This is a genomic window from Clostridium sartagoforme, assembly GCF_004794105.1.
Taxonomy (GTDB): domain Bacteria; phylum Bacillota; class Clostridia; order Clostridiales; family Clostridiaceae; genus Clostridium; species Clostridium sartagoforme_B.
The window spans coordinates 1,012,040-1,031,509 of sequence record NZ_SRYR01000001.1 but is presented as its reverse complement, the minus strand read 5'-3'; the positions used below and the strand labels follow the sequence as shown (position 1 = coordinate 1,031,509).

Here is a 19,470-nt window from a genome sequence, read left to right as displayed (position 1 = left end):
ATTACAAAATAACTAACTTAATAAAGTAATTATTATATTTGAAAGGTTAAATATTTCATTAGTTTCAAAAAGTTCTTCTAAGATATCTACATTTTCCTCTAAATGTTCAATATCCTTAGAATATGTATGTGCTATATCTACCATATCCTCAAAGGTAAATTCCTTATTTTCTAAATATCTAACTACAGCTAATTCTTTTATCATTAAATAACTTACTATAGCAAACTTTACCTTAGATAACACATCATAATCAAAAACAGATTTCATAAAGTATCTATAGATATAGTAAACTAATATTTGCTCAAATTCATAAGTTTTTTCTTTATAATACTCATTAAATTTATTGTTAATTTCTATATAAAGATCTTTATCATTTTCACTTTGCCAAAAATATCTTTTTGCATTTTCAAGACCTAAAATATCATTAGGCTTAATATGCTCTAAGTTAATAAATATATCAAAAAACTCTTTTACATTATTGTATTTCTCATCATTTCTTCCATTGAAGTCTTTTAAATCATTAATCAGACTACTTACTAACTCTTTATCAATATACTTATCCTTGACGTCCTTAATTGAATTAATCTCAAATCCATGAATTTTATCTTGTACCTCATCAATAAATTTTAATATTATAGCACATCTAACATTCATATCTATACTTCTATCCTGAATTATATCAAAGACAACTTTTCTACATTGCATAAGATTAATATATATATTAGGATTAATATCATTATAATCCGTTACCTCTTCATCTTTTTCCTCTAAAACAAAGCTACTTTTCTTGGAAGACCTAAGAATTATTCTGCAAGCTTCAGGACAAGATAAGGAAAGGCCTATTTCCCTTAAAGCTCCAAATTCCTCAAGGTAACGTGGATATTGTCTACAAGTATAGCATAGCCCACCTTCTCCAATGTTCTTATATATATCACATAAATTATCATCATTTAAGAAGGAACATCTATCTCCCTTTAATGTAAAGACATTATCTCCTTCATCCTCAATAATATTATCTCTAAGATAATCTCCAAAGTCCCCTTCTACTTTTTGATATTTATCATAAGAAATATCATCAACTACTATTCCCCATCCAGCGCAGCAAGTATCTTCACATTTATCTGCTATACATTTAAATTCATCGAAATAATCTGGTTTTTTTATCTTCATTTTATCCTCACATCAACTAAATTTGTTTTATTTATATGTTTCTTAAATAGTTATCTTAATTTAACACTATTAATTAAAAAGAGTTAATAAGATATAATAAATACTATATTTTATATAACAAACTTAATTTTAATACTGAATTTATAAGTCTTCAAGAAAAAGTTATAGAATATAAAAAAATAAGCTATATAAGATTAAAATATCCTATATAGCTTACAATTTATTATAGCTAATAATATTAAGTGTAAATTATTACGCTTCTTCGTTCATTATTCCTAGCTTATCAAAGATAAGGAATGCTAAGTTTAAAGCTATTCCAACAACGGCTGCTAGCCCCATACCTTTTAATTCTACAACACCTATACTTAGAGTAATTCCACTTAATCCAACCATAAATATTACTGATGTAAGAATTAAGTTTCTTGACTTAGAATAATCAACCTTTTCTTCTATAAAAGTTCTAAGTCCTGATGTTGCTATAGTACCAAATAGTAATAAGCTAACCCCTCCTACTACTGGAGTTGGTATTGTGCTTATTAATGCTGAAAGCTTACCTGAGAATCCAAGTACTATAGAAATTAAACCAGCACCACAAATTACATAAACACTATATACCTTTGTTAATGCCATAACCCCTATATTTTCACCATAAGTAGTAGTTGGAACTGATCCAAACATACCTGAAACCATAGTTGATAATCCATCTCCTAAAAGAGATCTATGTAACCCTGGGTCTTTAGTTAAATCTCTACCTACTATACTACTAGTAACCTTTAAATGTCCTATATGTTCAGCTACAACTACAAAAGTAGCTGGAAGTATAGTTAAAATTGGTGTCATTTCAAATTTAGCTAATTTAATTTGTGGAACTGTAAAGAATGCTGCATTATTTATAGCACTAAAATCTACTAGTCCCATAAAGTAAGCTGTTATGTAACCTACAACAACTCCTATTAAGATAGGAATTACCTTTAAGAATCCTCTAAGTAATACATTACATAGTATAACTGTTCCAAGTGTAACCATTGATACTACTACCCATGTTGGATTTAATTCTGGTGAATTTGTGCCTCCAACTGGGAATCCAGCCATATCAGCTGCGTTTGAAGCAAGTTCTAAGCCTATAATAGTTACTATTGCTCCCATAGCTGCTGGTGGGAATAACTTGTTAATCCAGCCTGTACCTGTAAAACCTACAATAATTGCTACTATTGAAAAAACAAAACCTGAAATTACAAAGCCACCTTGTATACTTTGAAAACTATATCCTTCACCAAGCAATAGGAATGTTGGTGCTAGAAAAGCAAAACTTGATCCTAAATAAGCTGGTATACCTTTTTTAGTGATAAAGGCATAAAGCAATGTACCTATTCCATTAAAGAATAATACTGTTGTTGGATCAATGTTAAATAAGATAGGAACTAAAATAGATGCTCCAAACATTGCAAATAGATGTTGAATACTTAATGGAATGGCTCTTTTCATTGGAACCTTCTCGTTAACATCAACCATTAATACTTCATTTTCTAATTCTTTTTTCATAATATTATCTCCATTCTTAGTCTCTCTGGACTAAATTAAAAGTTTTTTGAATATATCGTTTTTAATATAACACCTTTTTCAACAAAAAACAATATTTTTTGTTAGTTTATAATCTTCTATTGTCTCTAAAGCAATTTCATCTGGATAAAGAGAATCAATTGAATCATCTTCAATAAGCTTATAAAATTTTGTAGAATAGGTTACTACTAATTTACTATTGGGAAGTGTAATTTTTAATATCTCTCCATAACAATTTGGTTTTCCTCCACTTGGTTCTCCAACAATCTTTGCATTAGTGTTATTTTTAAAATTATAAGCGTTTAAAAGAGCTGAAGAAAATGTTTCTCTTCCTATTATAACTTTTAAATTTTCTTTATTATTTATCTCTTTGTTTTCTTTTATATATTCAATAAAAGGCTCAAATAAAGTTGAATCTCCACCTAAGTTATTTCTTAAATCAACAGTTACTTTTTTTATATTGTTTTTCTCTATAAATAGTATTATCTTTTCTATTTTATCCTTTATACTTTCACTTTCACTTTCTCTACAGCTATTATATTTTATATAAAGCTCTTCCTTATCTAAATATTTAAACCAAAGGTTTTCAGATGATTTCTTAGCATAAAGTGGTAGCTTGTCATTTGTATAAGTCATATTGTCTATAGAAACTGGTATTATTTCATGTTCGCCATCTTCTAATGTTATTTTAATTTTATTCATATTATCAACTATTAAAAGTCCATATAGAACTTCGACTATTTGAAGGTATTTCATGCTTTGAGCCTTAAAAAAGTACTGATTCTCGTAAGAAATAATATTTGAAAGCTCCTCTAAAATATCTTCTATCTTTGTATCCTCAATAGCTATAACTTTTTTAAAAAGTAGATTTTCATAATCTTTTGTAGAATTTATTATATATACCCCATCATTAAAGTTGTAAAACTTAAGGGGAATAAATTTTCTTGCTGGAAATATAAGACTTGTATGTGCATCCCTAATAGAAGCAGTAATCCTTGATATTTCTACCTTCATTTCTTCATAGTCCAACTTATCTATTATTTTCTTTAACTCTTCTATTTTTTTATTAAACTCATCTTCTTCTATATAAGCAAATAAATTAACATGATTTTTTATAAGTTCTTCTTTTAAATAATCAATGTCATCTACCCACTTTTTATTCCATATACTTTTCATATTAACATCCTTTTCATTTATCAAATCATATTAATTTTACTATATCTCCTTATACTTCTCTAGTATATATAAATAAACAGAAAATAATATCATATTCCTTACTCACGAACACAGTCCGATGGGTAGCAGTATAATATTATCCTCTTATAAATCTTTATGAAAAATAATTTCCATCTTCTATCCTATACTTATTATTTATTTAATTTACTAAAATCTATACAATTAGCATCTAATATATTCTCTTCAATAATATATCTATTTAAATTAATCCAACTAATACAATTATCTAAAATTATAGCATCACTAGATACTACATTTTCCTTAGCTTCTAAAACACTATCTACATTATTTATAGTTTCAACTTCAATTTCTACTTTTGAATCCTTAAATATATCCAAGATCTTCATTTTTAATCTACCTGAATTTGAAACTGGCTTATCTAAGTAAAATATAGCTTTTTCGATTCTATTTTCTTATAGAAATCCTTTTATTAAATTTAATGCAATTTCTGTTTTATCTATAATTGAATAACTTCCCCTTAATCCAGCTAAATCTCTAATAGTACCATCTAAAGACTTTATAATTATCGAATTAGATAAAGCTACTTCTAAAGTTATTATAGTGTTAAATCCATCTATATAAACTGCATTTATATTATTAAGATTAGTAACTTCCTTTGATTTCCTTATTATTAGGTCATTATCTTTAGAAATCCCCCTTGCTAAGGCTAATCTTTGTCTTTCAGATAAAATATAATGATTACCTATAAATGTTGAAGCCCCCTTAAGTTTATAACCTCTATTTAAAAGATATAATAAATCCTCTGATGCTTTATATAACTTATTTAAACTTTCACCTTTAAACTCTTTTTCATCTGTAGGTACATAACCTCGTCTAACTGATTTACCCATAAAACCACCTTATAATTATTTACTTAATATTATTATTTCAATAGCTCTAATAAATAATACAAAGCTAGATAATATATTAAATACTATCTAGCTTTTATATTGTAAAACTTAATAATTTCTACTTTCTAATTATGTATTTATTTAAATAAAAAGCTCTATTACAAAAACTACTAAGCAAGCTGATAAAGAAACCTTAATTAAACTTCCTCCCTTATATGAAACAACAATTGCAGTAATAAGAGCTGCAAGGCCTGACCACATACTACTAGTTGAAGTTAGGATTCCTGGAAAAGTCATTACAGCTAAAGTAACGAAAGGTACATAATATAAAAAGGAAAGTATAGTTTTATTTTTAATTTCCTTTTGTATTAATGTAATTGGTAATAATCTAATTAAATATGTTACAACTGCCATTACTAAAATATAAATATATACATTACTCTTCATCATTATCCCCCTTTATTGGAAACAGAATAGCTGCTGCTCCTGAAATTAATATAGTTAAGATAATAATCCTAAAGCCTGATGATATTTCTTTTAAAGCAGGAAGTTTTGTAAATACTAAACTAGAAATCATTGAAACAACAATTACAATTGCTATATTCCTATTTTCCTTTGCTGGTGGAACTATAATTGCTATAAACATACCATAAAGAGCAACTCCTAAGGCACTTATAACCCTTGGCGGAAAAATACTTCCTGATATGCCACCAAGTAATGTTCCAAGAGCCCAACCTGGCATAGCAACACTAAAAAGACCATATACATAATAAGGGCTCAGCTTTCCTTCAGTACAAGCTGAAACACCAAATACCTCATCTGTTATACCCGTTGCAATTAAAAATCTATGAATTAAAGATGCATCTTTATCTAATTTTTGAGATAAAGTACAAGACATAAGACAATATCTCATATTTATAACTAGCTGAGTTATTATTAATTCTAAATAACTAGCAGAAGCTGCAATAAGACCAACCCCTGCAAATTGTCCAGCTGATGTAAGGTTAGTAATAGACATTAAAACTGCTTGAAATACAGTAAGGCCTGCCTTCTTAGCTGCAATACCAAAGGTAAAGGATACAGCTATATACCCAAGAGCAATTGGAATCCCATCTTTTACACCTTTTTTAAAGTAAGTAGTTCTACTTTCAAAATCTAAACTTTTCTCTAAAGTAAATTCTTCAAAACTATCATTTAAATAGCCACTTTTTCTTTCCATGTAAACATCACGTTCCTTCCCCAAATCAATACCAATTCTACTATAAATTAATATAATTTTCCAGTAAGTAAAGTTATCTTTAGCAAATTAATAATGGAATTTACAAATTTAAAAATGTAAAATAGTATTCTTATGTATAAAATAAGCTATACAAGATTGATAATTAAACCCTGTATAGCTTGATATTTTTATAATTTATATTTTAATAATTCATAGTTTAAATCAGCATTTATACATTATTATAGTAAGTTATAGTTAAATGACCAATCCCAAATAGTACAGATGTAATAATTAATAAAATATTTAAAGATATTAGTCCACTAAATAGAAATATTAATGTTGGAATAATTGCTAATGCCATAGCTTTAGAAATTGTAGCTTTTTTAAAGTATAAAACCCAAGTTAAACAATAAGCTAGAGCTAGTACACCTACTAAAATCATATAAACTTTTTTGGCATTAGAAAACCAATATCCATAATTTAAAAATGATATATTAAAGATCATTAAGAACATGGAACCCAAGCGACCAATTTGTTCTATGACCTCAATGAGCTTATTATTATATTTACTTTCGAAGTTTTTTTCTCTCATTGCAAATACTATGTTTGGAATCATAATTATTATCATGATTACTAATCCGTGGATGTTAATCCAGTCCATATATCTATCCCCTAAATTTGAATTAATATTATAATAATTTAAGTCTACTATATAATGGAATATCAATCAAATAATAGTGCTCATTATAGTTGTTAACATTCAGATTTAGTTTAATCATCACTGCAAACACAAAAAGTGTTTTGAAGTTCTGAGTACTCGTTATCACTTAAGCTATCCAAATATTTATTGAAGTGATCTTCTCTGAACATATAAAAAGAAGTCAATAATTGACTTCTCTCTTAATAAAACTAATTATTTGTATTTGTTGTATAAACTCTTGTAGCTAATTCATCATCCATTAAATAAAGTCCTGCTGGATTATCTTCAATTCTTCTTACTCTCTTTACTAATGAATTAAAGTTATTTTCTTCTTCAACTTGTTCATCTATAAACCATTTTAATAAGCTTATAGTAGAATGTTCTCTTTCTTCATATGCAATATCTGTTAGTTCATATATTTTTCTAGTAACTAATTGCTCGTGCTCATAACCTTTTTCAAAAACATCAATTATTCCATCATAATCTCCTTGAGGTTTGTTTACTTGCTCTAATACTACTGAACCATTCTTTTGATATACATAATCATATAATTTCATTGCATGATCTAATTCTTCTTTTGCTTGAACTCTAAAGAAATTAGCAAAACCACTTAGGTCAATAGATTCACAGTATCCTGCCATAGCAAGATATGTATATGAAGAATAGAACTCAAAATTAATTTGATCGTTTAAACCTTGTAATAATTTTTTACTTAACATAAAATATGTACACTCCTCTATATAAATTATCTCCCACTTACATTGTATACTTATTTTATATTTTTTCCAATAACATAATAAATAAAATTAGTTTATTATCCTTTAATATTTACTTATTAAGTTAAGTTATCTTGCTATTCTAATGATTTATACTTCAGTTTATGAGTTTTACTTATCAATACTATCAATTACTGAAAAACCTTGATTAACTGCTATTTGATATATTGGAGCAATGCTTTTCCTTAATCTTTCATTAAAGCCTTCTCTACCTTTATATTTATAGAAATCTAGAGGGTTTTCTAATCTAAGTAAATCTACATATGATTCTAAATCCTTCTTCCTTTTTTTATCACATATAAAAGAAAAGGCTTCAAATTGAATATTGCAAAAATCATCTATGTAATTTTGATATCTTAATAGTCTGTCACTTTTACTACTATTTATATTTTTAAATGTGGGAACTAAGTTCCATATTTCATCATGAAGCACAAAGCTCCATGGTATAAAATGATCAATACTTAATGTTCCAAGTTCTTTATAGTTTTCAGCTGAAAAATCATTCCCTGTATAAATATCTTTTACATGTCTACTATTGATGATGTCAGTCCAAAGTTTAGTTGCATGACTTAAATCCCTTGATTTTGGTGGATCTAACTTAAATATAATTGATGGAACGTTAGGATTTCTCTTTTGTAAAAAGCAAGATAACTTATAATATATCCATGATTTAATTATTCGATAATTAGCTACCATATATCTTGCCCATTCATCATTGATGACTACTTTATTTTCCTTATCAATAATAATCTTATATAACACATTTGGTTCACTTAAAGATAGCTCTATTATTCTTTTAACTCTTTTTGAGCTTTTTAGCCCTTTTATCTTCTCCTCAAAAAATGGAGATAAGAGCATATAAGGAACTTGATAGCTTAATTCTTTAATTTGCTTATTTAAAATTGCATCATTGCTATTATAAATAAAATCTAATAATTCCTTGCTATTAATATTAGAGTGTTTATTATATGCACTTGATATATATTCAACTGTTTTGGATAAATTATCAAACTGACCAAAATATAATTTATACTGCATTATAGGATACCATGCCCCCACTATCATTCTTGAAATTAACTTCCTAAAAGTTATTTCCCTATTGCCTAAACTTACTTCTTCTAATAACCCTAATAACCAATACATCTTATAACTAGCAACTACTCTGCTATCTTCGAGTAATCTTGAAAAAATTCTTGTATCAACATAAGCTGAAGTAGGTAAATCATAAGAAACTAAATTACTATTAGGAATTATTATATCCTTTTCTTTTAAATGAGTATCTTCAATAATTTTATTTTTAATATCCATATACCTTATCCCCATATTTTCTCTTATCTTCTTACTTAATCATCACTACAAACACAAAAGTTATTTTGAAGTTCTGAGTACTCTTTATCACTTAAACTATCTAAATATTTATTGAAGTGATCTTCTGAACAGAATATACCTATTTTATTTTCAAAGTATTTTTCTTTTAGTTCTTTATTGCAATATTTACATTTATTCATATATTTTCTCCTATCTACTTTAATTTTTTAGTATATTACTATTATATATCATTTTGTATAATCCAAGAATTAATTCGACCATATACTTGTAAAAATGCTAAAAGTTTTATATAATATTTATAAAATTATGTAAATATTTATCAAATATAATTGATTTTAGGAGATATACTGATGAAAAAAAATTTAATATCCTCTCCATTTCTTAGATGGGCAGGTGGTAAAAAATGGTTGATAGGCTTTGTTGAAGATCTTATAAAAGATAAAAAAATTAATGATTATATTGAACCCTTTTTAGGAGGTGGAGCTATCTTTTTTTCTTTAAATGGTAACCATAACTCTATACTTTCAGATATAAATGAAGATCTCATTACTGCTTATAAAATTGTAAAGAGTAATCCTAATGAATTGCTAACATTACTTTTAAGTTATGAGAATACTAAAGAGTTCTATTACAATATAAGAAATTCCTCTCCAAATTCTGAAATTGAGAAAGCTGCTAGATTTATATATCTAAATCAAACCTCTTTTAATGGCCTGTATAGAGTAAATAGGTCTGGTGAATATAATGTTCCATACGGAAATAGAAAAAATGTTAACTTTAGCAGAGAAAAACTGATAAATGCTAGTACTACTTTGAAAAATGCTAAATTAATTCAAGGTGATTTTACTGAAACTATCGACTATATTAAAGAAGGTGATCTTGTTTTCCTTGATCCACCTTATACTGTATCTCATAATAATAATGGGTTTATTGAATATAATAAAAACTTATTTTCTATTGAAGACCAGTATAGATTAAGTGATTTTATAGATAAAATTAAACTTAAAGGAGCCTATTATATATTAACAAATGCTGCTCATGATACTATAAAAGAGATATTTGCAAAAGATGATGTGATATATGAACTAGAACGAAATAGTTTAATAGGTGGGAAGAACTCGAAAAGAGGTATTATTAAAGAGTATGTTTTTACAAATATTACGAATGAGGTGAGTAAATGACTTCTTGGGATAAAATTGTTACCGGAAAAGATTTGGAATCAACAAAAAATATGAGAAAAAAAACCTACATAACTAGTAAACAAAGAAAAAGTGCTCTTCCTGAACTAGTGCAGGAAGGATGGCATTTTTTAAAGGAATATAAAGATACTAGATTTATATCTGTTCGTAAAGATAAACCTTATGATGAAGTATTTGAAGATAAAATTTGGTTACTTTTTGCAAATATGGGATTTACTCATATGAACAAGGATCGTCATTTCAAAATGCAGTATGACTACCAAAATTCAGATATAACACAACAAATTGATATTTTTGCTGCTGATGATGAAACAGTACTTATTGTTGAATGTAAAGCTTCTTATGAATTAAAAGATGGTAATTTTAAGAAGCCAATTGAAGCCTTTTATGCCCAAATCAATGGACTAAGAAAGGAGGCATTAAAAAAATTTCCTGGAAGAAAAGTCAAGTTTATATGGGCTACTAATAACTATATTATGAGTAAAGCAGATCTGAATAAGTTACAAGAGTGGGATATAATTCATTTTAATGATTCAATTATCAATTACTATATAGAATTAGTAAAGCATCTAGGCACTTGTGCGAGATTTCAATTACTTGGTAATTTATTTGCAAATCAAGAGATTCGTAATATGGATAATTTAATACCTGCTATAGAGGGAAAAATGGGTGGACATAAGTATTATTCATTTTCAATTGAGCCAGAAAAACTATTAAAAATAGGATATGTGCTACATAGAAATGAAGCGAATAAAAATATGATGCCTACATATCAACGCTTGATTAAAAAGAAAAGGTTACAAGATGTTCAAGGCTTTATAAATAATGGTGGATACTTCCCTAATTCACTTATTATTAGTATTGATACAAAAGGTAAAGGAATTCAATTCGACTCTATTCCAAAACAATATAAAATTGAATCTACAATATCCAGATTAGGAACATTACATTTACCAAAGAAATATCGTTCTGCTTATATAATAGACGGGCAACATAGATTATATGGATATTCTGATTCAGATTATGCAAATAAAAACTCTATTCCAGTAGTAGCTTTTGTTGATCTAAAAAGAGAAGAACAAATAAAATTGTTCATGGATATTAATGAAAATCAAAAATCTGTTCCTAAATCTCTTAGAGTCACATTAAATGCTGATATGCTTTGGGTATCAGATAATTATAATGAACGAAGACAAGCTTTGCGTTCTAAAATCGCTCAAATGTTAGGTGAAGAAGATACTTCTCCTTTACTAGGAAGAATTCAAATTGGTGAAAATGAAAAATCTAATATTAAGTGTATTACTATTGAAGCAGTTCAAGCTGCTTTAAAAAAATGTTCTTTTTTCACTTTGTTTAATAATAAAAATATGATTATCTCTGATGGTACTTTTGATCTTGGAGAAAATCAAACTACATGTGATATTTTCTATCCTTTTATTGAAGCATGTTTCGCATATATTAAAGACAACCTTGAAACGGAATGGGATAAAGGCGAGGATGGTATCTTAACGATTAATAGGGGAATACAAGGAATTATAAGAGTAATAAATGATATAGTTAATCATTTAAAAAATCAAAATATCAATTTAAAACAATGTAATAAAGAAGATCTTCTCAATAAAGTAATTTATTACTTAGATCCACTAATTCAATTCATTGATGAAATATCAGATGACGAAAGAAATGAATTAAAAGGCTTTCTAGGTGGAGGTGCAGATAATAAATATTGGAGAACCTTTCAAAAAGCAATTTCAGATACTCGTAAAGATTTTAATCCAGAAGGATTAGAGGAATACTGGAGAGATAAGGCTAAGATCTTTAACTCTGAAGCAATAGTTATTTTAAAAGAATCTACTTTATATATTAAAGATATAATAAGAACCCAATTAAACAACTATTACGGAAATAACTGGCTTATTAATGGTGTTCCTAAAAATATATATAAAAAAGCTAAAACTGAAGCTGATGATCAAAATTATGAATATCAAAAAAATGGAGATTATGGACAAGAGGTTTCAATTTGGGATTGTATTAATATTAATGATTGTTCAATAATAGTATGCAACTACGGTAAAAATTGGTCAGAAATTTTCGAAAAAATTTTCGTTAGGCCTAAAGATATCAACCTATCAGGTGGAAAGACTACTAAAATAGAGTGGATGAAACGTCTAGGTACGTTACAAAACAATATAAAAAAATCAACTTATAGTGTTTCACAAGATGAATATAACTTCATAAAAGATACTCATGAATGGCTAAAAAATATAAATATTTAGTTATTAGTCATAGACCATCCCCTATATTTGGTGGTCTATGACTATAAAACTTTTACAGACAATACTAGAGTATATATGCTTATAAATATATATTTTTTATTTTGATTTATAATTTTGTTTATTTGTGACTTCTGATTTTTATGTTTTCTAACTGCAAACTAAAAGTATTTTTATATAATATTATCTTTAAGCCAATACATTATATTATATTAAATATCTAGTTTATAATTATAAGAAAAATAATTTATTATCTAATATTCCTTGTGGAATAAAATCAATAGACTTACATATCTTATCAGCATATCCTGTAGTTATAGGTAATCTTAAACTCTTTGTAGAACCCACATGGATCTGTGTTAATGCGTATATCTGATTTAACACAGTTAACATATCTATATCTCCATATGTTTTTTATCATATTACTAATTATTTTATCCGTGTTTTTGACTATATACTTATTATATTTCCCTAAAATCTTTATACCTCGAAGATTAGAATTAATATAAAATGTAATAACATTTGCGTATATATTAGTATTATCTTCTATATTCAATATTTCACTTTTATTTAGCTTAATTTCTACTTCAGCTAACTCTGGTATATTTTTAAGTTCTTCTAAAGTATACAAATAGCAGTCTTTTATAAATACTGGTTTAAAATAGTTTGCTGAATGCAATGCATATTTAGCCTTATTTATAACTTGATATACATTATCTATTTTATCTTTACCTCATAATATGTATTGGTAAAACTTTATAGGCTTTAATTTTCCTATCCCCTCAAACGCTTCTACTGTTAATTTATCCATTTTCTACCCCTTTTAATTTTATGTATTTTCTCTAGTAATTTAATTCTAAAGCTTAAACATAGTAAAAACAACTTTTCCTAATAATATTCTATTTAATATCATTTTTTGCGCATTATCATAAAAAAGAAAGCCTTTATTATCCAAAATAGCAAAAGCTTTCTTTACAAATTAATGTTTTATTTCATCCAAGTAACAATCTCACTCATTTCCTGTCTTAGCTTCTCTCCAGCTTCCTTCACTCTATATCCAAAAGCAAGACATAAGGATATGTTGAATTTTTCTGTATCTAATACCCCTTTATCAATTAGCATCTTTTCTACTGTTGCTTTGTCTATTCCGCCAATAGCACAGGAATCTATTCCTAGCATTGCAGCTGCAGTCATCATATTTCCTACTGCTATATATACTTGATTTGAAGCATATGCTTCTATATCCTTATCATCTTTATAACGTTCTTCTTCTAATGTTTTCATAAGGCTTTTAAACTTTAATGCTGCTTCTTCTGGAAGCTTTTTAACATCTTTTAATATATGATTTGTATAGCTTGAATCATATCTTAATTCTTTAGCCTTCCTACTTAACACTACTATTAAATGGCTACATGTTGGCATTTGAGTTTTTCCACCCCAACATACTGCTCCTAATTCATCTTTTAATTCTTCATTTTCTATTACTAAGAACTTCCATGGTTCTATTCCTAATGAACTAGGTGAAAGTCTTCCTGCTTCTAGTATTACTTCTACATCTTCTGTAGCTATCTTCTTTTCTTTATCAAATTCTTTACACGCATGTCTAAAGTTTAAAACATTCATTACTTCATTTCTATTCATATTAAAACCTCTTTCTATATGTATTTTAATTAAGTCTATTTTACTTGCTTTAAAACTATTCCCTCTTTAAAGCCACCACGATCTACTAGTTTATCAGCCCTCTTCTTTAGTAATTCCTCTTCATTATAACCTAGTTCATTTGCTAATCCAAATAGAACTTCCATTATATCTGCTAGCTCTTCTAGGTTTTTATCTTCTATATATTCCTGAACTTCTTCTAATAATTTCTTTTCTAAAAGTTCCTGTTTTTCTATTCCTCTTACTATCTCTGTTTCACACTCTTTACCATCTTCTTTTATTATTTCTGGTATTCTATCTCTAACTAATTTATTATAAATTTTCATTTACTTTTAAATCCCTTCTAATAGTTGAATTTATTATTTCACTTACTTTTCGTAACCATGCTTATATTATTTTTTTAACTTTATATATTCACCCTTACTATTCTTTAGTAACTTAAATTAATGATACTATTTATTCCTATATTATCAATATTTTATTTTGATAAATCTATAATTATCATTATTCCAACTACTATAAGTCCTAAAATAGCCCCTATTAAAATACCTTGCAGATTACTTTTATTTCTTTTTCTAACTTCTTCATATTTATATCTTTCTTTATCAAAGGTATGTTTCACCCTTGAGTCAACTAATTTTCTTTCGACATAACTATAAATATAATCATCTTTAGACATATTACTGCCCCCAATATAGTTTTAAATCACAAGTATATTATAATATTTATTACATATTTTTCATATGAATTTGCATTATAAATATACTTTCCAGATTATATTAAAAAGAAAGCATAGATTATACACTACACTTTCTTATTACTTTAGCATCTAAAATTCATATTTTATTTTTTTCTTTATAATATATCTATTATTTCCTTCTTAGATTTAACATTTAAAATACTTTCTCTAAATTCTTCATGCATTAATTTCCTTGATATATTAGCTAAAGCTCTTAAATGCAAATCATTTTGATCTTCATTAACGGCTATCATAAATACCATCCTTATATCTTGTCCATCTATTGATCCATAATCTATTCCATTTCTAGCTATACCAATAGCTATCCTTGGTTCTTTTACTGCCTTTGATTTTGCATGGGGAATTGCTATTCCAAAACCAATTCCTGTATTGCTTAATGATTCTCTTTCTAAAATATCTTCTTTAAACTTATTTTTATCAGTAACTATATTATCATCTACTAATAGTTTAATCATTTCATCTAATACTGAATTTTTATCCTTTGCATCTAGTTCTAATTTTATTGTACTCTCCTTAATTAACTCTTTTATTTCCATGCTTGTCTCCTTTTAAATTGTATTTCATTAAGCTGCTTTTCTATTTAAGTTTGTTTTATATAATCCGTATAAAATAGCTCCCACTAATGATCCAATTAATATACATCCTACCCAAATGAATGGTTTTTCAACGATTGGAAGTATTAAGAATCCTCCATGAGGTGCAGGAACTTGAACTTTCATTAAATAAGTCAATATAGATGATATAGATGATCCTACCATTAATATAGGAATTACTCTTAGTGGATCTTTAGCAGCAAATGGTATTGCTCCTTCTGTTATATGGGTAAATCCTAAAATATAATTAACTAATCCTGCTGCTCTATCTTCTTCGTTAAATTGCTTTTTAAATATTGTTGTTGCTAAGGCTATTACTAAAGGAGGTGTTATACATGCTGCTGATACTCCAGCCATGAAATAGTAATTCCCTTGTGATAAAAGCATTGTTCCTGTAATATATGCTGCTTTATTAACTGGTCCTCCAAAATCAAATGCTGACATACATCCTATTACTAATCCTAATAGTAATGGATTTGCTGATTCTAATGATGCAAGCCAATCCATTACTGAATTATTTATATATGATACAGGCTCTCCTAGTAATGTCATTAATATTCCTGTTGCAAGTATTCCAAGTATAGGTAATAAAAAGATTGATTTTAGTCCTTCAAATTGTCTTGGTAGTCCTGATAACATTTTAATTAATCCTAGCATTAAATATCCTGCAAAGAATCCTGCTATTATTCCTCCTATAAAGCCTGCTCCTGTTGCATCTGCTATTAATCCACCAACAAACCCTGCAACCATTCCTGATCTGCCTGCAATTGATGACGCAATGAAAGCTGTAAATATTGGTACTATCATTGAAAATGCTGTTCCACCTATACCCTTAAGCATAGCAGCAATTTTATTATATTGATCTGATGCTGGATCTGCTGAATATATTCCCCATAAAAAAGATACTGCTATTAATACACCACCTGCAACAACAAATGGTAACATATGTGAAACACCATTCATTAAGTGCTTATATATACTTCTACCAAATGACTCTTTTCCTATAACTTCATTTTTCTTTTCTGTTTTTTCATTAGTATTTTCATTTCTTTGTGCTTTTGATTTTTTTATTTGAGCTTTTCCATCTAATATTGCTTGAATAAGTTCTTTTGGTTTACGTATACCATCTTGAACAGAAGTTTCTATAATTGGTTTTCCTATAAATCTATCTACCCTAGCATCTTTATCTGATGCTATTATAACTCCATCTGCTTCTTTTATATCTTTTTCTGTTAATTCATTTTCTACACCAATAGCTCCATTAGTTTCAACTTTAATTTCAATCCCCATTTCTTTAGCAGCTTTTTTTAATGATTCTTCTGCCATAAAAGTATGTGCAATACCTGTCGGACAACCTGTAACAGCAATAATTTTTTTCATTTAAATTACCTCCCTAACATCCAATTTTTTTATATAATTATCAACTTTATTTAAAGTTCCAATACCTCTTGACTCAGCTACATTTCCACCTGTAGCTGATGATTTTTTTAAGGCATATTCAATGTCATTTTCTTTTAGCCATTCACTTAAAAATGCTGCCAAAGCAGAATCACCTGAACAAGCAGAACTTAAAAGGTTTACATCAGGTGCGGTGCAATAATATATCTTATTTCCATTGTAAAAGTACATACCTTTCTCCCCTAAAGTTAAAAGAATATTTTGTGCTCCCTCCTTTTTTAAATACTTTAATATATTCACAACATCTTTTTCATTATTTATATTTAGTCCAAAAATATCTTTAATTTCCTCATCATTTGGTTTAATTAATAAAGGTTTATATTTTAATAAATCCTTTAATTTTTTAGAACTTATATCTAAAATTATATTTATGCTTCTTTTATTACATATTTCTAATAATTCATCATAATACTGTTCATCCATACTTTGAGGCAAGCTTCCACTTATAATTAAATAACTACAATCCTCAGACTTTTCTATATAATTTAATAAATTCTCTTGTGTTTCTATAGGAACAAAGGGGCCCTTGTTTACATATTTAAATTCCTTTTTATCTTTGGTATCTATAAAAACATTTATCCTTGTTGGTTCATCAATCCAAAAAGACTTAACTTGTATGTCCATTTTTTGAAGTTCATCTACAATAAATTTACCTGTAAATCCCCCAAAAAAGCCTAATACCTTACTTTCTACTCCATAATGATTTAATACAAGGGATACATTTACTCCTTTACCATTTGGAGAGTATTCTATATTAGTTGTTCTATTAACTTTGAATGGTTCATAACTTTCTGCTGTATAATTCATATCAATTGCTGGATTAGTCGTTAGTGTATATATCATTTATCTCTCCCCCATTTTTAATTATGCCTTACCATTACTTCCACAAATTATTATTTTATGTGCTACTACTTTCTTCATAGCTTCTTTTCCTGGTGCCATATACTTTCTTGGGTCATTAGCATCTGGATTTTCTGTAAAGTATTTCTTTACAGCATCTGAAAATGGAATCTTTAGATCAGTTGCTACATTTACTTTACATATTCCAAGAGAGATTGCTTTTTTAACTAATTCATCTGGTACATCTGATGCTCCGTGTAATACTAATGGTACATCTACCATATCTCTTATTTCTTTTAATCTATCTAAATCTAACTTTGCTTCTCCCATATATAATCCATGTGCTGTTCCAATTGCTACAGCTAATGAATCTATTCCTGTTTTTTCTACATATTCCTTTGCTTGCTTTGGATTAGTGTATTTAGTATCTTTTTCATCTACTATTAAATCATCTTCTTGTCCACCAAGTCTTCCAAGTTCTGCTTCTACTGTTGCATCATACTTATGAGCATATTCTACTACTTCTTTAACTATTTCTATATTTTTTTCAAAAGTTTCATGAGAAGCATCTATCATAGTTGATTTAAATCCTAAATCTACAAAATGCTTTATTTCATCTACAACTTCATAGTGATCTAAATGTATTGCAATTGGAATATTATATTTTTCAGCTGCAGCTTCTGCCATAGCTACTATAAATTCTCCTCCTGCATATGCAATAGTTGATGGAGTTCCAGCTAATATTACTGGCGACTTTAATTCTGCTGCTGTTTCTACAACTACTTCTAATGTCTCTAAGTTATGGATATTGAATGCTGGTACTGCATACCCTTCTCTTTGAGCTTTTTTTAACATTTCTCTTGTTGATAAAATCTTCATAATATCCCTCCTAATCTCTTACTATAATTAAATTTTATCATAATCGGTAAGAAAATGTTTTCAAAGGGATTTGTACACTTTGTTAACAATTAAGTGCTGCTACGGCTATTTTACTTAGCTTATAAATAAAAATGTATTCTGAAAATTAAATTTAAATAATTTTCAGAATACATTTCTTATATTATTAAATAATCTATTATTGCTCTTGAAATAATAAATAATGGCAATCTCGATGTAACTTCAAACTCTTTAATGGATGTTCTAGACTGTTTATATCCAATAATAGTTATATCTGAATATTCTTCTAAAATGCTTTTTCTTACGCAACAACAGGTAACTACCTTTGCACCAGATTTCTTAGCACTTTTAACAGATTCTATTATTTCTTTTGTTTCAGCTCTTAAAGAAAAAGCTATTACTAAATCTTCTTTCTCTATTGTTTTACATATATTCATCATTATATTGGGATCAACAATTAAAAATGTATTATATCCTAACAGCTGCATCTTTAAGTTAAACTCTTGTGCAACTAATTCAGTTAGCCCCCTTGCTAATATATAAATACGTTTAGATTCTTTAATAGTCTTAACTATATTTAAAACATTTGTTATTGATATATTTTCAATAGTTTTTGTTACTTCTATTAATGATTTTCCTAAAATTTCATTAACTTTTTTAGAATCATGATTATATTCTTCTTTTGCAGAAATTTTATATCTTAACTCTGAAAATCCCTCGAATCCACATTTTTTAATTGTTCTTGATACAGTTGCAGGAGACGTAAAGGATTCTTCTGCCACATCTACAATAGACATATTAGATAATTTATTTAAATTAGAATTAATATAGTTAACTACATCCCTTTCTGTAGGAGTTAACTTTTTAATAATATTATCATTAACTTCTATTATCATTATACCACCCTCACAAAATCTATTTAATTTAATTATACATTTTATTAGCTGTTA

20 protein-coding genes and 1 pseudogene are annotated in these 19,470 nt (G+C 27.3%); 2 read left to right on the top strand and 19 right to left on the bottom strand.

Going from position 1 to position 19,470, the window contains the following annotated elements; translation table 11 throughout:
• Positions 1 to 12: 12 nt before the first annotated feature.
• The 10 genes and pseudogenes from fliB to E5347_RS16795 all read right to left on the bottom strand — a co-directional run bounded on the left by fliB (position 13) and on the right by E5347_RS16795 (position 9,020).
• Positions 13 to 1,170: a flagellin lysine-N-methylase gene (gene fliB / locus E5347_RS04665; RefSeq protein WP_136005094.1), complete on the bottom strand. Its 1,158-nt coding sequence runs from the start codon at positions 1,168 to 1,170 to the stop codon at positions 13 to 15.
• Positions 1,171 to 1,422: 252 nt separating this feature from the next.
• Complete coding sequence (gene uraA, locus E5347_RS04660) at positions 1,423 to 2,712, bottom strand: uracil permease (RefSeq protein ID WP_136005092.1); 1,290 nt, start codon at positions 2,710 to 2,712, stop codon at positions 1,423 to 1,425.
• A 78-nt stretch (positions 2,713 to 2,790) separates the two neighbouring features.
• Positions 2,791 to 3,906, bottom strand: a complete 1,116-nt coding sequence (locus tag E5347_RS04655; protein WP_136005090.1) for a S41 family peptidase — start codon at positions 3,904 to 3,906, stop codon at positions 2,791 to 2,793.
• A 191-nt stretch (positions 3,907 to 4,097) separates the two neighbouring features.
• Positions 4,098 to 4,817 (bottom strand): annotated as a pseudogene (locus E5347_RS04650) (DUF434 domain-containing protein).
• A gap of 141 nt (positions 4,818 to 4,958) precedes the next feature.
• Complete coding sequence (locus E5347_RS04645; RefSeq protein ID WP_136005089.1) at positions 4,959 to 5,264, bottom strand: AzlD domain-containing protein; 306 nt, start codon at positions 5,262 to 5,264, stop codon at positions 4,959 to 4,961.
• Positions 5,254 to 6,036: an AzlC family ABC transporter permease gene (locus E5347_RS04640; RefSeq protein WP_136005088.1), complete on the bottom strand. Its 783-nt coding sequence runs from the start codon at positions 6,034 to 6,036 to the stop codon at positions 5,254 to 5,256. Before E5347_RS04640 ends, E5347_RS04645 begins: the two co-directional genes overlap by 11 nt.
• Before the next feature lie 229 nt (positions 6,037 to 6,265).
• Positions 6,266 to 6,697, bottom strand: a complete 432-nt coding sequence (locus E5347_RS04635) for a hypothetical protein (protein WP_243109719.1) — start codon at positions 6,695 to 6,697, stop codon at positions 6,266 to 6,268.
• Positions 6,698 to 6,945: 248 nt separating this feature from the next.
• The gene (locus E5347_RS04630) at positions 6,946 to 7,455 is read right to left on the bottom strand and encodes a ferritin (protein WP_136005086.1); all 510 of its coding nucleotides are present in this window, start codon (positions 7,453 to 7,455) and stop codon (positions 6,946 to 6,948) included.
• A gap of 168 nt (positions 7,456 to 7,623) precedes the next feature.
• On the bottom strand, positions 7,624 to 8,820 hold the full coding sequence (locus E5347_RS04625; protein ID WP_136005084.1) for an HNH endonuclease domain-containing protein: 1,197 nt from the start codon (positions 8,818 to 8,820) through the stop codon (positions 7,624 to 7,626).
• 35 nt (positions 8,821 to 8,855) lie between these two features.
• On the bottom strand, positions 8,856 to 9,020 hold the full coding sequence (locus tag E5347_RS16795; protein WP_168354901.1) for a hypothetical protein: 165 nt from the start codon (positions 9,018 to 9,020) through the stop codon (positions 8,856 to 8,858).
• Between the two features lie 171 nt (positions 9,021 to 9,191).
• Between E5347_RS16795 and E5347_RS04620 the strand changes: the two genes are divergently transcribed.
• Together E5347_RS04620 and E5347_RS04615 are read left to right on the top strand one after the other, a co-directional pair.
• A complete protein-coding gene (locus E5347_RS04620) occupies positions 9,192 to 10,022 on the top strand; it encodes a DNA adenine methylase (protein ID WP_136005082.1) in 831 nt (276 codons plus the stop codon).
• A complete protein-coding gene (locus E5347_RS04615) occupies positions 10,019 to 12,316 on the top strand; it encodes a DGQHR domain-containing protein (protein WP_136005080.1) in 2,298 nt (765 codons plus the stop codon). Before E5347_RS04620 ends, E5347_RS04615 begins: the two co-directional genes overlap by 4 nt.
• Before the next feature lie 228 nt (positions 12,317 to 12,544).
• On the opposite strand, the gene E5347_RS16790 is transcribed toward E5347_RS04615, so the two are convergent.
• The 9 genes from E5347_RS16790 to E5347_RS04575 form a co-directional block, all read right to left on the bottom strand.
• Positions 12,545 to 12,706 carry a hypothetical protein gene (locus E5347_RS16790; protein ID WP_168354900.1) on the bottom strand — a complete coding sequence of 54 codons (162 nt, stop codon included), beginning with the start codon at positions 12,704 to 12,706 and terminating at the stop codon, positions 12,545 to 12,547.
• A gap of 594 nt (positions 12,707 to 13,300) precedes the next feature.
• Positions 13,301 to 13,954 carry an NAD(P)H-dependent oxidoreductase gene (locus E5347_RS04610; RefSeq protein ID WP_136005079.1) on the bottom strand — a complete coding sequence of 218 codons (654 nt, stop codon included), beginning with the start codon at positions 13,952 to 13,954 and terminating at the stop codon, positions 13,301 to 13,303.
• Positions 13,955 to 13,989: 35 nt separating this feature from the next.
• Complete coding sequence (locus tag E5347_RS04605; protein ID WP_136005077.1) at positions 13,990 to 14,298, bottom strand: nucleoside triphosphate pyrophosphohydrolase; 309 nt, start codon at positions 14,296 to 14,298, stop codon at positions 13,990 to 13,992.
• A gap of 152 nt (positions 14,299 to 14,450) precedes the next feature.
• Entirely contained in the window at positions 14,451 to 14,651 is a 201-nt protein-coding gene (locus E5347_RS04600) for a hypothetical protein (RefSeq protein ID WP_136005075.1), read from the bottom strand.
• Between the two features lie 176 nt (positions 14,652 to 14,827).
• Positions 14,828 to 15,268 (bottom strand): PTS sugar transporter subunit IIA, encoded by a 441-nt coding sequence (locus tag E5347_RS04595; RefSeq protein ID WP_136005074.1) that lies wholly within the window; start codon positions 15,266 to 15,268, stop codon positions 14,828 to 14,830.
• Between the two features lie 27 nt (positions 15,269 to 15,295).
• On the bottom strand, positions 15,296 to 16,705 hold the full coding sequence (locus E5347_RS04590) for a PTS fructose transporter subunit IIC (RefSeq protein WP_136005072.1): 1,410 nt from the start codon (positions 16,703 to 16,705) through the stop codon (positions 15,296 to 15,298).
• Positions 16,706 to 17,626: a 1-phosphofructokinase gene (gene pfkB / locus E5347_RS04585; protein ID WP_136005071.1), complete on the bottom strand. Its 921-nt coding sequence runs from the start codon at positions 17,624 to 17,626 to the stop codon at positions 16,706 to 16,708.
• A gap of 21 nt (positions 17,627 to 17,647) precedes the next feature.
• Positions 17,648 to 18,505: a tagatose bisphosphate family class II aldolase gene (locus E5347_RS04580; protein ID WP_136005069.1), complete on the bottom strand. Its 858-nt coding sequence runs from the start codon at positions 18,503 to 18,505 to the stop codon at positions 17,648 to 17,650.
• A gap of 173 nt (positions 18,506 to 18,678) precedes the next feature.
• Positions 18,679 to 19,416, bottom strand: a complete 738-nt coding sequence (locus E5347_RS04575) for a MurR/RpiR family transcriptional regulator (protein WP_136005067.1) — start codon at positions 19,414 to 19,416, stop codon at positions 18,679 to 18,681.
• Positions 19,417 to 19,470 lie beyond the last annotated feature (54 nt).

What these genes read in the sequence shown, in the direction of transcription:
- E5347_RS04600 (WP_136005075.1), bottom strand. Translation starts at nt 14,651, where the DNA reads ATGTCTAAAGATGATTATATTTATAGTTATGTCGAAAGAAAATTAGTT.
- E5347_RS04575 (WP_136005067.1), bottom strand. Translation starts at nt 19,416, where the DNA reads ATGATAATAGAAGTTAATGATAATATTATTAAAAAGTTAACTCCTACA.
- E5347_RS04655 (WP_136005090.1), bottom strand. Translation starts at nt 3,906, where the DNA reads ATGAAAAGTATATGGAATAAAAAGTGGGTAGATGACATTGATTATTTA.
- E5347_RS04630 (WP_136005086.1), bottom strand. Translation starts at nt 7,455, where the DNA reads ATGTTAAGTAAAAAATTATTACAAGGTTTAAACGATCAAATTAATTTT.
- uraA (WP_136005092.1), bottom strand. Translation starts at nt 2,712, where the DNA reads ATGAAAAAAGAATTAGAAAATGAAGTATTAATGGTTGATGTTAACGAG.
- E5347_RS04605 (WP_136005077.1), bottom strand. Translation starts at nt 14,298, where the DNA reads ATGAAAATTTATAATAAATTAGTTAGAGATAGAATACCAGAAATAATA.
- E5347_RS04595 (WP_136005074.1), bottom strand. Translation starts at nt 15,268, where the DNA reads ATGGAAATAAAAGAGTTAATTAAGGAGAGTACAATAAAATTAGAACTA.
- E5347_RS04635 (WP_243109719.1), bottom strand. Translation starts at nt 6,697, where the DNA reads ATGGACTGGATTAACATCCACGGATTAGTAATCATGATAATAATTATG.
- pfkB (WP_136005071.1), bottom strand. Translation starts at nt 17,626, where the DNA reads ATGATATATACACTAACGACTAATCCAGCAATTGATATGAATTATACA.
- E5347_RS04640 (WP_136005088.1), bottom strand. Translation starts at nt 6,036, where the DNA reads ATGGAAAGAAAAAGTGGCTATTTAAATGATAGTTTTGAAGAATTTACT.
- E5347_RS16795 (WP_168354901.1), bottom strand. Translation starts at nt 9,020, where the DNA reads ATGAATAAATGTAAATATTGCAATAAAGAACTAAAAGAAAAATACTTT.
- E5347_RS16790 (WP_168354900.1), bottom strand. Translation starts at nt 12,706, where the DNA reads ATGTTAACTGTGTTAAATCAGATATACGCATTAACACAGATCCATGTG.
- E5347_RS04625 (WP_136005084.1), bottom strand. Translation starts at nt 8,820, where the DNA reads ATGGATATTAAAAATAAAATTATTGAAGATACTCATTTAAAAGAAAAG.
- E5347_RS04610 (WP_136005079.1), bottom strand. Translation starts at nt 13,954, where the DNA reads ATGAATAGAAATGAAGTAATGAATGTTTTAAACTTTAGACATGCGTGT.
- fliB (WP_136005094.1), bottom strand. Translation starts at nt 1,170, where the DNA reads ATGAAGATAAAAAAACCAGATTATTTCGATGAATTTAAATGTATAGCA.
- E5347_RS04645 (WP_136005089.1), bottom strand. Translation starts at nt 5,264, where the DNA reads ATGAAGAGTAATGTATATATTTATATTTTAGTAATGGCAGTTGTAACA.
- E5347_RS04615 (WP_136005080.1), top strand. Translation starts at nt 10,019, where the DNA reads ATGACTTCTTGGGATAAAATTGTTACCGGAAAAGATTTGGAATCAACA.
- E5347_RS04620 (WP_136005082.1), top strand. Translation starts at nt 9,192, where the DNA reads ATGAAAAAAAATTTAATATCCTCTCCATTTCTTAGATGGGCAGGTGGT.
- E5347_RS04590 (WP_136005072.1), bottom strand. Translation starts at nt 16,705, where the DNA reads ATGAAAAAAATTATTGCTGTTACAGGTTGTCCGACAGGTATTGCACAT.